Source organism: Paenibacillus agaridevorans (genome assembly GCF_003112455.1).
Classification (GTDB): domain Bacteria; phylum Bacillota; class Bacilli; order Paenibacillales; family Paenibacillaceae; genus Pristimantibacillus; species Pristimantibacillus agaridevorans.
Map to the genome: position 1 here is coordinate 149,238 of NZ_BDQX01000339.1, position 12,605 is coordinate 161,842.

At 51.6% G+C, this 12,605-nt stretch carries 11 protein-coding genes, 1 pseudogene and 1 other annotated feature; of the genes and pseudogenes, 10 read left to right on the forward strand and 2 right to left on the reverse strand.

What is annotated here, in order from left to right:
• The first annotated feature begins 428 nt into the window (after positions 1-428).
• The 5 genes from PAT3040_RS27010 (at position 429) to PAT3040_RS27030 (ending at position 4,246) form a co-directional block, all read left to right on the forward strand.
• Positions 429-815: a hypothetical protein gene (locus PAT3040_RS27010; protein ID WP_087572079.1), complete on the forward strand. Its 387-nt coding sequence runs from the start codon at positions 429-431 to the stop codon at positions 813-815.
• A gap of 68 nt (positions 816-883) precedes the next feature.
• A complete protein-coding gene (locus tag PAT3040_RS27015) occupies positions 884-1,357 on the forward strand; it encodes a GntR family transcriptional regulator (protein WP_258235178.1) in 474 nt (157 codons plus the stop codon).
• 52 nt (positions 1,358-1,409) lie between these two features.
• Positions 1,410-2,177: a hypothetical protein gene (locus PAT3040_RS27020; protein WP_108995125.1), complete on the forward strand. Its 768-nt coding sequence runs from the start codon at positions 1,410-1,412 to the stop codon at positions 2,175-2,177.
• Positions 2,174-3,499 (forward strand): hypothetical protein, encoded by a 1,326-nt coding sequence (locus tag PAT3040_RS27025; protein WP_108995126.1) that lies wholly within the window; start codon positions 2,174-2,176, stop codon positions 3,497-3,499. The genes PAT3040_RS27020 and PAT3040_RS27025 overlap by 4 nt, the downstream gene beginning before the upstream one ends.
• Before the next feature lie 15 nt (positions 3,500-3,514).
• Complete coding sequence (locus PAT3040_RS27030; RefSeq protein ID WP_087572075.1) at positions 3,515-4,246, forward strand: ATP-binding cassette domain-containing protein; 732 nt, start codon at positions 3,515-3,517, stop codon at positions 4,244-4,246.
• A gap of 11 nt (positions 4,247-4,257) precedes the next feature.
• On the opposite strand, the gene PAT3040_RS27035 is transcribed toward PAT3040_RS27030, so the two are convergent.
• Positions 4,258-5,136 carry a LysR family transcriptional regulator gene (locus tag PAT3040_RS27035; protein ID WP_108995127.1) on the reverse strand — a complete coding sequence of 293 codons (879 nt, stop codon included), beginning with the start codon at positions 5,134-5,136 and terminating at the stop codon, positions 4,258-4,260.
• A 107-nt stretch (positions 5,137-5,243) separates the two neighbouring features.
• On the opposite strand from PAT3040_RS27035, the pseudogene PAT3040_RS27040 reads away from it, so the two are divergent.
• Positions 5,244-5,920: pseudogene (locus PAT3040_RS27040) on the forward strand (adenylosuccinate synthetase).
• A 49-nt stretch (positions 5,921-5,969) separates the two neighbouring features.
• On the opposite strand, the gene PAT3040_RS37470 reads toward PAT3040_RS27040, so the two are convergent.
• Positions 5,970-7,763 (reverse strand): S-layer homology domain-containing protein, encoded by a 1,794-nt coding sequence (locus PAT3040_RS37470; RefSeq protein WP_181376864.1) that lies wholly within the window; start codon positions 7,761-7,763, stop codon positions 5,970-5,972.
• Between the two features lie 180 nt (positions 7,764-7,943).
• Positions 7,944-8,216, forward strand: a binding site (T-box leader).
• A 313-nt stretch (positions 8,217-8,529) separates the two neighbouring features.
• Here PAT3040_RS37470 and asd point away from each other — a divergent pair.
• The 4 genes from asd (at position 8,530) to PAT3040_RS27065 (ending at position 12,549) form a co-directional block, all read left to right on the forward strand.
• Positions 8,530-9,621 (forward strand): aspartate-semialdehyde dehydrogenase, encoded by a 1,092-nt coding sequence (gene asd, locus PAT3040_RS27050; protein ID WP_087572072.1) that lies wholly within the window; start codon positions 8,530-8,532, stop codon positions 9,619-9,621.
• Between the two features lie 158 nt (positions 9,622-9,779).
• On the forward strand, positions 9,780-10,073 hold the full coding sequence (locus tag PAT3040_RS27055; protein ID WP_087572071.1) for an RNA polymerase alpha subunit C-terminal domain-containing protein: 294 nt from the start codon (positions 9,780-9,782) through the stop codon (positions 10,071-10,073).
• 688 nt (positions 10,074-10,761) lie between these two features.
• Positions 10,762-11,652: an ABC transporter permease gene (locus PAT3040_RS27060; protein WP_108995128.1), complete on the forward strand. Its 891-nt coding sequence runs from the start codon at positions 10,762-10,764 to the stop codon at positions 11,650-11,652.
• A gap of 3 nt (positions 11,653-11,655) precedes the next feature.
• Positions 11,656-12,549, forward strand: a complete 894-nt coding sequence (locus PAT3040_RS27065) for a carbohydrate ABC transporter permease (RefSeq protein ID WP_108995129.1) — start codon at positions 11,656-11,658, stop codon at positions 12,547-12,549.
• Positions 12,550-12,605: the final 56 nt, after the last annotated feature.

The window sequence follows — 12,605 nt, forward strand, 5'->3', positions numbered from 1 at the left end:
GGGATAGGGACGTTTCGGCGGAGTTTCAGTATACTCCCACTGGAGTTCAATACTTGACGAATCGGGTAAATAAAAGCTTGCATTGGCCAATCCGAGATTTGGAAAGCACAACAAGGCACAAATAACCAAGAGCATAAAATGTTTTTTCCTCATTTTGCAATAGCCCCCAACTTTTAATTAATATTATATCTATTATAATTGCTGAGAATGCCTTCACAATACCTAAGAGATGACAAAAAGACGGCTACAAAAAAGAAGCTGCTCGAGATTTCCGAGGCGCTGTTCCCGATCGGGGACTACCAAGGCGTCGCCGCTGCGGAAATCGGGAGGGAGGCCGGGATCGCTGCAGGTCTAAGTTTCTTGTTTCAAACTTTTAGGACTGGGGTAAAAGAACGAGTTGAATTCCTTACAACCGGGAGGTGATTGGCATGAATGCGACTTGGATCGGAATGGCGATCGTTGCCTTTTCTCTGCTGACTTTACTGTTTATAACGATTCCTCTGCTGCGACGGGGACTTCAAAATTCCGGCCGGGAGGATCGTGTTACGGCTAAAAAGGTATTGGAGGAAGGAACGGAGGCCAGAGCTGTCATTCGTTCCATAAAGCCTACAAATGCGAGGCTTGGCGGCGAGCCCGTCGTGATCTTGGAACTGGACGTCTTTTTGACGGACGGCAGTACCAGACGGACCGACGTCAGAACCGCCATACACTCCGTTCATATACCCGCCTTTCAACCAGGCCAAGTGATTGGCGTCAAATACGAGATGGGAACTGGCGGGTTCGTCGTTGCAGTGGAAGGCGCTTATTTGCCTTAAGAGAGATATGCGAATAAGAGGGAATGCCGCTACAGCCTACCCTGTCCGTTGGACAGGGTGGGCTGTTTGTGATATTGAGGTACCGCTTAATAGGGAAAAGAGACTTTACAACATTCGTGTATTACGCATATAATACAAAAATAGAAAGGATCGGTGACGGAAACGTGCTTTCATTCCACGAATTGGCGCTGGACGGCAAGGAGCCGGTCTATATGCAGATTGCCGGCTACATCAAGCGTCAAATTGTCCTCGGCAACGTCTCCTCCGGAGAGCGGCTGCCGTCCAGACGAGAAATCGCCGCGCAGCTGAACATCAATCCCAATACGGTACAAAAAGCTTTTAAGATGATGGAAGACGAAGGTTATGTCCATACGAGCGGCAATCAGGGAAGCGTCATCTTCGCTGATGCGTCTATGCTGGCCAGGCTGGAGGAGGAGTTGACCCAGGGGCTCGTGCTGTCATTTATCTCATCCGCCAAGGAGATGAACCTGTCTTTTAAGAAGATTATCGACTTGGTGAGCGAGCATTGGGAAGTAGAATGAGCAATTTTTTTGAGTATCATGTATTAGTCGAGTAGTACATGGAGGGATAACATTGAAATCATGGTATCGGTTATGGCAATACGAATTCAGCCTGCTGTTTCGCGGGACGCTGTTGCTCGCGATTGGAGCGGTCGTGACGCCGCTGCTGTTTCTGCATGCGGAGATGGGCAAGGACTATGCGGAAATCCGGCGGTACGAGCATCTTTTCGCCGAATCGGGGGCGCTTGCGTCCCTGCTTGTCTACTTTGTTGCCTTGCTCGCTCTTTTTCTGAAGTCCATTTATTCCGGCTATTGGGGCGGCAAAAGCATGTACGCAATGCTGACGTTGCCAGTCCGCAGAGAAAGCTTGTATTTGGGCAAGCTGGCGGCCTTCGCGGTTAGCATGCTGGTGTTCTGGGCGGCTTCGGTCCTGGGGATCTGGCTCGGCTTCGGGCTGCTGGACGATAGGGTTCTGCATGCGACCAACGGCATTGGCATTCCTGCTAATGGCATGTTTCTGGCCGTTATTCGCTCCGATTATTTGCGATTGATAATACCTTATGGCTGGCAGGGGCTCCTGTCCACGATCAGCATAGGCACTGCAGTGACGACTGGCATCTATTACGGCGTTTTGTGCGAGCGCAGCAAGCGGTATTGGGGGCTCTTCCTTGTTGCCGGATCGCTGTTCCTCGTTATCAGAGTGCTGATCTATCGTATCGGTTTGCCGCATCCGTATTTGACGGATTTTAACTTGAACGCCAGCAGCGTAGCCTTGCTGATCTTTGTCCTGTGGTTCGCCGGGCACAGCATTCGGTTGATGAGAAGGGGGGCGATCGTATGAGAAGGGATGGAGTTGCAAGAGTAAAGCGCCTGCTGAAACGGCATGCCGCTCTGCCGCTGATCGCGATAGGACTGGCGATATTGATCATTCTCTACTTTCAGATCTCGGGGGCCAGAAATAACGGGAAGCTGGAGCTGGTCGATCTTTACGGTGATCGCTCTGCGCTCCGGGACGTTGTATTGTCAGGTTACGTCCAGGATAGTTATCACAGGATGAGCTTCGAGCTTACCGAGGACAAAATAGACAAAGAGACAGTCGTGTTTGGCAAGCCTAGCCAGCCGATCGCGAATTATTCTCCCGGTATGCCGTTGCCGAGCGGGGATATGGCTTATCAAATTTTTCCTGGTTTCTATGCCGGAATCGGGTTTGAAATTCAAGCTTGGCGCATGCAAGAAGGCTACAGAATGAACGTGGAAGGAACGGCATTGGTGGAAACGGCTCTGCAGTACAAAGGGACGGCTGACGGCTATTCGTTTTCCAACCATCAGGAAAAGGGGCTGGCTTTCGTAGGAGAACGTATCTTTTACGTTCCTCCTACAACCCGGTACTATACGGGGAAGAGCGGCATTTACGAGGTGCTGCGCTTCGGGGATCGGAACAGTATGCAGAAGCCCGAGGAAGACGAGACGCGCGTATTGGTCGAGCTGAACATGGAAGGGAATCGGCAGGAAGCGTGGCAGGGACTCGAAATTCTAGGGTTGGAGGCTGTCGGAGACAAGCTGGCGCTTATTGCCTTGGAGGATGGAGAGATCGTGGTAAGCGGGTATGACAGCGAGACGGGAGATTCGCTAGGTCGGGTTCGGCTAGCCGAATATGTGTATATGCTGGGCCAAGGAACGGAACCGCCAAAGGCCGACGATTATTACGAGGATTATGAAGCATATGTCGATGAGGATCTTGGCGTGTTGAATCTGAAGTTTTATAATACGGGGTCGCCGGAGAATGAAACGAGGCATATGGTCGCAAGCATCTCCATGAAGGATGAAGTAAAGCTCATCAACAAGCAGGAGTTAAGCTACAAGGGACGGGACCGCTCCCCGTCGGGAGCGTCGAATAATTGGTTCAGCTTCCGGAATGGAAGGTTGTACGTCATGAAGGTCTCCAGCGTAGAGCCGGAAATGTATACTTTATTCGAAGGTTTGTATGACCAGCAGGTCATGATCGAAGTGTATGAGAATGGCGAGAAATTGTATGCCGGCGAGCTCCGTACCGATGTAAACGACGATGTCATCGAGGATCGATATTTGGCTTCGACGCACTTCCAGCAAGAACGCAGCGAGTATCGCGAGATCGGCGGCCTGCGGATCGGCAATGCAAAGTAGAGAGGGGGAGCATGAATGTTGGAGCTGAAGCAACTCTATAAGCCGTTCGGCAAAGGGGCCGCGGCGGCGCTGTCCATCGGCAGCCTGACGATCCCGACGGGCGAAATCGTGGGCGTGCTTGGCCTTAACGGCGCCGGCAAAACCTCGCTGTTGAAAGCCATTGTGGGGCTGGGCGAATTGCAGGAGGGGGAGGTGTCGTGGCGCGGTCGGCCGGTTCAAGAGCAGTATGGCGAAGTCGCCTACATTACGGAAGAAGGCAGCTTTCCGCCTCATATGAACGCTTCCGAATATGCGGACTTTCTTGCCGACTTCTATCCAAAGTTCAACCGGGAACGATACGAGCGCCTGATGAAATTTTTCGAGCTGGACGAATACGTCCGGATGGGGAAAATGTCCAGAGGCCAGCGGGCAAGGATGGAGATTTGCGCCGGCTTCTCCAAGGGGGCCAAGCTCATTTTGATGGATGAGCCGTTTCTCGGCAAGGACGTATTCGCAAGACGCGACTTCCTAAAGCTGATGGTGACCAGTCTGCAGGAGGACGAAACCTTTTTGATCACGACCCATCTGGTGGACGAGATAGAGCATGTCATCGACAGGGCGCTTATTATCCATCAAGGCGCCATACGGGCGGATGTGTATATGGAACAGCTGCAAGAGGGCGGCAAACGGCTGGAATCGCTGCTGGCCGAAGTCGTCGGACATGACGGAGAGCGGTATCGGCGGTTCCTGAGCGGCCCTTCGGATTGAAGGGTCTCGCCTTAGGGCAGCATATCCAGAAACGTTTTGCCCGCTGAGGATAACGGGACTCCTCGCAGAGTAGCGATGCCGATATGGCGGGAAGGCAGAGGGAGCTGGAGGGGGATCTCGACGAGAGAGCCCGATTCCAGCTCCTTTTTTACGTAGTCCCGAATGACGAAGGCAGCACCGAAACCGCTCTGGGCGAACTGGACGAGCAAATCCACGCTGCCCAGTTCGAATTCCGGTTGGAGCGAAATGCCGTGACCGGATGCATAGGCGTCAAGAAAACGTCTCGTGCTGGAGCCTTCCTCCAGCATTAACAGCGGAAGCCCGTCAAGCGCCTCCAGCGTAAGAGGCGGTCCGGCGGCGAGCTCCGCATACTTTTTGCCTCCTACCAGGCAGTCTTGCAACGGAACGCTGCTCTTGAAATGGATGGCGGGGTCGGATGCCGGCAAGCTGACGATGCCGAAGTCGATTCGGCCTTCCTTGAGCAGTGCGAGCGTCTCCGGGGTCGTTCGGTTCGTTACGCCAATGCGGACGCCGGGATACCGCTCATGGAACATCTCCAGGTAGGGCAACAGGTAATGCTTGCACAACGTGTCGCTTGCTCCGATCGTTATTTCGCCACTATGCAACCGATTCATATCCGCGATCGACTTCTCGCCAACCTCGATGGCCGCGAAGGCTTGCTCCAGCTGCCGGTAAAGGATGGCCCCTTCGTTCGTTAAAGTGACTCCCCTGGACGTTCGGAAAAATAACGGACCGCCAAGCGCGTTCTCGAGCTGCTTGATGGTCTGGCTGACCGCTGGCTGCGTAATGTGCAGCCGAAGGGCGGCTTTCGTGAGGCTGCCGGTTCTGGCAATCCAGTAAAATACGCGATACCATTCAAGGTTGATCATGAGATTAGTACTCCTTATATTAGATATTAGTAATATCAATTATTCTAATACATTTTTCTTCCGTTATCATTAGTTTTGTAGGTTAACAAGGATGCGGAGGGGAAAAAATGACGGTTACGGCGATTGTTGGAGCGAATTGGGGAGACGAGGGCAAGGGGAAGATGACCGACGTATTGGCCGCGAAATCTTCTTATGTGGTCAGGTTTCAGGGCGGGAGTAACGCGGGACATACGATTATTAACGAATTCGGAAAGTTTGCGCTGCGCATGCTGCCTTCCGGCGTGTTTAACCCGCATGTTCGAAACATCATCGGTCCGGGTGTGGCGCTGGATATCGACGTATTGGTAGACGAGCTGGACAAGCTTGAGCAGCGAGGCGTGCCTAAGCCGCGATTGATGGTCTCGGAGCGGGCGCAAGTCGTGCTGCCGATCCATCGTGGTTCGATGCCGTGGAGACGCGTTACGGCTGCATGCTGCAAGGCGCCACTACGGTCGCGTTAACGAATCTAGACGTGCTGGGTTATCTCGACGAAATTCCGGTATGCGTGGCCTACGAGACGGCGGATGGAGTGACGGAAAGCTTCCCGGTCACCTCCAAGCTTGCCGTTGCCCGGCCGGTCTTGCGGTGTCTTCCAGGGTGGCGATGCGATATTTCGCAGATAACCCGCTATGAACTGCTGCCGGAGGCTGCGAAGCGGTATGTCCAATTCGTCGAATCTGCCATTGGCGTCCCCGCCTCCATCGTTTCCGTGGGACCGGGGAGAGAACAGACTTTGATGCGGTGAAAAAGAAATGCCCGGCTCGTTGGAGAGCTGGGCATTTCTGATGCAGCAGTTACACTGGAGCAATTACGGTCGTTTCGCAAGCAATCTGTGTTATATTGCTGTTGCTTGCATTTTTGAGGGCGCCTTGTTTGAAGGTTACTCGAACGACGTCACCAGAGTTGAAACTCGTCCCCGGAATTATAATACTGAGGGATGGTGGGAGGATGAACATTCCGCCACCGCCAGGAGAAAACGGGTTTTCTTCGTCCGAGTTCAAATGTTCTCCACCTGGGTACAGAAACCATGTGATATCCGTTTGGACTCCAGTGAGATCAATAGAGAATGGAGTGCCGTTCGCAGGCGTTACAGTGATGGACGCGATTAAATCTGCGATCTCTTCTATTGAAGTTGTGGACGAACTGAGAAACTCATTGAAATTCACGGTCAACGAGTTCTTCACTCCTGCTCCCAATGGCTGGAGATGGAAGACCTCTTCTACAACCGGGCCAGGATCCGACGAGTAGGTGCTCACACTGTAGCCTACAGCATTACCGTTACTATCCAGGGCAACCAAGATAACCGTTGTTTTACCACCGCTGACATCAATGTTATTTCCCTGTGTATATGGGATTCCTCCGAATGGTGCTCCAGCTGCGGGAATGTCCATATCAGTTGTACCGGATTTGACCTTCCAGGAGAAGGCGCCTTCTGGTAATACTAATACTTCAAACTTTGCTTTGCCGTCCTCGGACCCCGGCGTGAGGTCTGAGTATTCGGTTAATAGGAGGTGATCTGGGGCCTCAGCAATCTGGTCGCTGGTAGGCGTAATATTTGCGAATTTCACAATAATGTCGTTCGAGTTTACTTCGTATAATCCGATATTCTTGCCGCTACTTAGTTGTTTAATGTCGTTGCCGATTGTATAGAAACTAGCGTTCAAAATCGTACTAATATTAGTTCCCATGTATGGAACGGCAATTGCTTGTTCGGTAATAACGATCCGCAGAGTGTTGTTCGCTGCGGTCTCATAGGAATTGATTTTCGACGAAAGAGCAACGGAGCCTTTCGTTACGTCAAAACCTTGAATCGGCGGTACGGTTGGCGTAGGTGTCGACGGCGGGTAATACGGCGTCGCCGTTGGTGTAGGCGTCGGCGTTGCCGTAGGTGTTGCTGTCGGTGTAGGCGATACCGAAGGGCTTGGCGATACAGGAGGGACATATTGAGCCTTGGCCTCATAAGCGCCTAACACAAGCAGATCCCTTGTGGCACTGGACGTTCCGCCGAATTTACCGTCTGCGCCATTTGCAAGCAATTTTAGCTGCAACGCTAAATCTACATAACCCTTGGCCCAATCTGATACAGTGCTGTCGTTGACGCCTTCTTCTTTTTTGGCCTCATCATCCTTGCCTAGTCCACGAATCAGGAACGTTGCCAACTGTTCCTTAGTAACGTCGCCGGCCGGGTTGAACCTCCCATCGCCCATGCCATCCGTAATGCCAGCTTTCTTGATAGCCTCGATATACGGAAGAGCGTAACCGTTGGAGGGGTCGTCGGTTTTGACATCCGAGAAAGAAGAGGTTTTCAATTTGTCGTCGACCTTTAACCCGTAGATCAACGCCGCCACCTTCGCGAACTGGGCGCGGTTCATCTGATCCTTCAATCCGAACGTGCCATCGCCGACGCCTTCGAAAATGCCCGCGCTGATCATGGCATCGAACTTGGCTTTGGTAGCCGCGTCCAAATCCTTTAGATCGGTGAAGTCCGCCGATGTTTTAGCCTCGGCTTGATCCGGCCCGAATGCGAGCGCGGAAGAGGCAAGCACGGCAGCCAGCCCGGCGAGGATCATCGTTTTTTTTCTTTTCATTTTTTATTAGTCCTCCTTACAAAATGTGGACAATTCCAGAACTATCTTACAGTGTATCATCCACGGGTCAAGCAGCCAAGGAAAATTTAACACTGTTGGAACATGCGATTTTCAATATTTTTTGAGGAAATTGCGAATAGTGGTTTACCTAAGGGCTAGAAATTGATATTATATATGACAACAAATGCGATGACGAGACAAGTAGGTAAATGGATTCTTTATCAGAGAGCTCCGGCCGGTGAAAGGGAGCAAAGAAGACTTTATCCGAAAAAAGACTCCGAGCAGCGCGTCGGAACCTGAACCCGGAATGGGCGGGGGGTGATGCGACAGGAGCTCCTGTTACAGAGCTAGAGTATAAGCGAGGGGAGACCCGCGTCGTACTTGAAGAGGCGCATGCGGCGACGTATACGCGAATTTAGGGTGGTACCGCGAGAGTTTAATCTCGCCCCTGAGACTGATAATAGTCTTGGGGGTGGGATTTTTTTGATTCTAGGCATCCGCGCGATTTCGCTATATGATGAGCATAGAAGGTCCAGAGTTGCATATTCAATAGGCAGAGGGGCAAGCTGGCTGGCTGTAAATGGAATTGCAAATATGCCGGCAGTAAGCGGGATTGCAGATAAACTGGATATAAACGGAAATTGCAAATAAGCGGGCTGTACCGGAATCGCATTTTAAAGCAAGAGGTTCCGAAATATGCGCAATAAACATGTAATGAAGGTATAGAGGACTCAGGTTTACTACTATAGAGGAGGCAACGAAACAGATGACACAATTATTGAAAGTCGGCATTGTAGGCGGTACGGGAATGGTAGGTCAGCGGTTCGTGCAGCTGCTGGACGGCCATCCGTGGTTTCAAGTAACGGCAATCGCGGCGAGCGCGGGCTCGGCGGGCAAGACTTACGAGCAATCCGTGCAGGGTAGATGGAAGCTGGATACTCCGATTCCTGAGGGAGTGAAGTCCATTGTGGTGCAAGACGCTTCGAAGGTAGAAGAGGTTGCTTCCGGCGTCGACTTCATCTTTTGCGCGGTCGACATGAAGAAGGATGAAATCAAAGCGTTGGAGGAAGCCTATGCAAAAACGGGCACTCCGGTCGTATCTAACAACTCCGCACACCGCTGGACGGCGGATGTCCCTATGGTTATTCCGGAAATTAACCCGGGTCACCTGGACGTCATTGCGGCTCAGCGCAAGCGCCTTGGCACGGAGACGGGCTTTATCGCGGTCAAGCCGAACTGCTCTATCCAGAGCTATGTGCCGATGCTCAATGCGCTTAATGAATTTGGTCCCAAGACTGTCGTTGCTTCGACGTATCAAGCCATCTCCGGAGCGGGCAAAAACTTTACCGACTGGCCGGAAATGTTGGACAACGTCATTCCTTACATCGGCGGCGAAGAAGAGAAAAGCGAGCAGGAGCCGCTTCGTATCTGGGGCAGCGTAGAGAACGGCGAGATCGTGAAGGCAAGCGCGCCGCATATTACGACGCAATGCATTCGCGTCCCTGTAACGGATGGCCATCTGGCGACGGTATTCGTATCGTTTGAAAACAAACCTTCCAAGGAAGAAATTCTGGATCGTTGGAGCAGCTTCAAAGGTCGCCCGCAAGAGCTCGAGCTGCCTAGCGCGCCGAAGCAATTCATCACGTACTTCGAAGAAGAGAACCGTCCGCAGACAGGACTGGACCGCGACATCGAAGGCGGCATGGGTGTATCTGCGGGTCGTCTACGCGAAGATTCTCTCTACGATTTCAAGTTCGTCGGACTGTCGCATAACACGTTACGCGGTGCGGCTGGCGGAGCGGTACTGATCGCCGAGCTGCTGAAGGCAGAAGGGTATATTACGGCTAAGCAAGGCTAACATTTTCTGTTTCGTTCCACGCAACTTTTACGTTGCAAAGGTGAGTGCCGCATGACGGTTGTTTTTGACATGCAGGATGGCAAGGCCGCCACATAGCTTCCGAGGCGGCGACAGTGGAGAGCGCACCTTCACCTTCAATGGACAGGAGGAATACGATAATGGTTGCAGCACCGAAGACGCTGAGAATATGCGAGAAAGGGCATCGCTACTATAAGAGCAGCGAGTGCAACACTTGTCCGAAGTGTGAGAGCGGAAATGCGCCTGAGACCGGCTTTATGGCAAACTTGGCTGCGCCGGTGCGTCGCGCGCTGGAAACGCAGGGCATCTCCACGCTGTCTGAGCTTTCCGCTTATTCGGAGAAGGAAATTCTGAAGCTTCACGGCGTTGGTCCGTCTTGCATGCCGATACTCCGTGAGGCGCTCCGGGAAGAAGGTCTGTCTTTTAAGGCTTAGTCTGGTTGGGACCCTTAGCGACTGCGGCAAAGGAATCCCGAGAGACACCCCGCACGTATAATATTAACAATTGACGTTTATGCCGTGGCTTTCACCAAATGGTGGGGGCCACGGCTATTTTAATTGTCACTTAGAAAAGTTGCTATATACCTCGGGGCAACAGTGGGAGCAGCAACCCGAGAAAAGAGACTCTCGATTAATTATGCATAAGTTAAATTGTAGGCATGTGTCTGGTAAGAAATGAACGGAGCAACTGTAAACGGAACTGAAAGGCTTTATTTCATCAAAAAGCGCGATTTCGCAATTCTAACGGAACTGACAGCCCTTAAGAGGGGCAAAAGTTCGCGGTTTGCCTAGATTTCTCATGAATAACGTCGCCCAGTTCCATTAGATTCTAGTATCACGTCAAATGATCAAAATAAGGCTTCTCAGTTCCTTTACAGGTTGTCGATGATCGATTATAGCTTCATTTCCAGCTTTGCACACAATGAATCGACAGTCTCGAAAACAGGGTTGCAGTGCGCCGCGGAGCGCTAAGCCCCGCCTTGTTTTGGTCATTTCTGGGCATACTGACAACGCAACCTGCACGCGAATAAGAAACAACTAATGATTTCGATAGATAACCAATCGTTGTTATATGGTTCCCCAATCTTGAAAGGCTTATCATTTAAAGCAGGAGGGGAACCGGATGGGAAGATTTTATAAATATCGCTGGCAATATGCCATGATTTTGCCGGCAGTCGCGCTGCTATTTCTATTCAACTACGTCCCGATGGCGGGCATTCAGATCGCCTTCCGGGATTTCCAGATCGGGTCGTCGATTTGGAACAGCGCTTGGGTGGGCTTCGATAATTTCGCCTTTTTTAAAGAACCGCAATTTTGGGTCGTTGTCACCAATACGATGTACATTTCAGTGCTGAAGTTTATCTTCGGCTTTCCGGCTCCAATTTTATTGGCATTAATGATTAACGAGGTTCTGCATTCCGGCTTCAAGAGATTCGTTCAGTCCGTGAGCTACCTGCCACACTTCTTCTCTTGGATCGTCGTGGCGTACATTTTGCAATCGTTCCTGACGCTGGACGGCGGACTCGTAAACGATGTTATTCAGAAGACGGGCAACGAATCGATTTTCTTCCTGGGCTCGACAGAATGGTTTAGGCCAATGATCGTCGGGAGCGGACTGTGGAAGGAAGTCGGATGGAATACGATTTTGTACTTGGCAGCCATTACGGCTATCGATCCGCAGCTTTATGAAGCGGCGAAGGTAGAAGGTGCGGGCAAGATGGCGCAGATTCGTAACATTACGCTGCCCGGCATTATGCCAACGATCACGATCGTACTCATTCTGAGCATTCCAAGCTTGATTACGGTCGGCATGGATCAGATTTACCCGATGATGAACTCGGCGAATATGTCGGTATCGGACGTCCTGGATACGTACGTACTGCGAAGCGGTCTGCAGCAAGGTTACTTCGGGATGGCAACGGCCGTAGGTTTAATATCATCGGTCCTTGCTCTGGTGCTTGTTCTTCTGACAAACGCGATATCGCGCAAAATTAACGGCGAAGGGCTTTGGTAACTCATGAGATTATCAGTAGGAGAAAAGGTCGGACAAACCGTTATTGTCATATTGTTATCGCTGCTTTGTCTCAGTGTCATCTATCCGTTTTTGTATATGCTCGCGATCTCCTTTAACGAAGGAGCGGATGCGGCAAAAGGCGGCGTCTACTTGTGGCCGAGATCGTTCACGCTCATCAACTATGAGATCGTGCTTGGCAACGAGGTTATCCGCAGCGCTTATCTGATTACGATTGCCAGAACGGTTCTCGGCACCATCGTTGGCATGCTTGTGACGCTGATCGCGGCCTACGGCTTGTCATACCGGGGCTTGCCGTTCCGCAAAGGCATTTTGGCTTACGTTCTGATCACAATGCTGTTTAGTGGCGGCCTGGTGCCGTTCTACATCCAACTGTTCAATCTGGGACTTACGAACACGTTCCTTGTGTACATCATCCCGACGGCATTTTCGGCCTGGAATATGTTCGTCATGCTGAAGTTCCTGCAAGGCATTCCGGAGGCGCTGATCGAATCGGCAGAGCTCGACGGAGCGGGTCCCGTGCGGATCCTGTTCCAGATCATCATACCGCTCTCAAAGCCGATGCTGGCCGCGCTGGGTTTGTTTACCGCAGTGGGTCACTGGAACGATTGGTTTGCCGGAGCGTTCTACGTCACGGATCAATCCTTGATTCCGGTCCAGACGTTCTTGCAGCAGTTGCTTAATGCTTCCGACTTGTCGGCCGTTATGGGCTCCAACAATAACCAGGAAGCACTGGCTCGCGGATCGCAGCAGAATATTACGCTGATGTCGATCAAGATGGCCGTCGTTATGGTAAGCGCCATTCCGATCTTGTGCGTCTACCCGTTCTTGCAAAAGTATTTCGTCAAGGGCGTACTGATCGGCTCCGTCAAGGGTTAAGACTTACAGGGGTATAATGATCCAACCATATACCGATAACGTTAAACAATCGTAAG

Excerpts from the sequence above, each read along its gene's own strand:
- PAT3040_RS27010 (WP_087572079.1), top strand. The coding sequence starts at position 429 with ATGAATGCGACTTGGATCGGAATGGCGATCGTTGCCTTTTCTCTGCTG.
- PAT3040_RS27025 (WP_108995126.1), top strand. The coding sequence starts at position 2,174 with ATGAGAAGGGATGGAGTTGCAAGAGTAAAGCGCCTGCTGAAACGGCAT.
- PAT3040_RS27030 (WP_087572075.1), top strand. The coding sequence starts at position 3,515 with ATGTTGGAGCTGAAGCAACTCTATAAGCCGTTCGGCAAAGGGGCCGCG.
- PAT3040_RS27035 (WP_108995127.1), bottom strand. The coding sequence starts at position 5,136 with ATGATCAACCTTGAATGGTATCGCGTATTTTACTGGATTGCCAGAACC.
- PAT3040_RS37470 (WP_181376864.1), bottom strand. The coding sequence starts at position 7,763 with ATGAAAAGAAAAAAAACGATGATCCTCGCCGGGCTGGCTGCCGTGCTT.
- asd (WP_087572072.1), top strand. The coding sequence starts at position 8,530 with ATGACACAATTATTGAAAGTCGGCATTGTAGGCGGTACGGGAATGGTA.
- PAT3040_RS27055 (WP_087572071.1), top strand. The coding sequence starts at position 9,780 with ATGGTTGCAGCACCGAAGACGCTGAGAATATGCGAGAAAGGGCATCGC.
- PAT3040_RS27060 (WP_108995128.1), top strand. The coding sequence starts at position 10,762 with ATGGGAAGATTTTATAAATATCGCTGGCAATATGCCATGATTTTGCCG.
- PAT3040_RS27065 (WP_108995129.1), top strand. The coding sequence starts at position 11,656 with ATGAGATTATCAGTAGGAGAAAAGGTCGGACAAACCGTTATTGTCATA.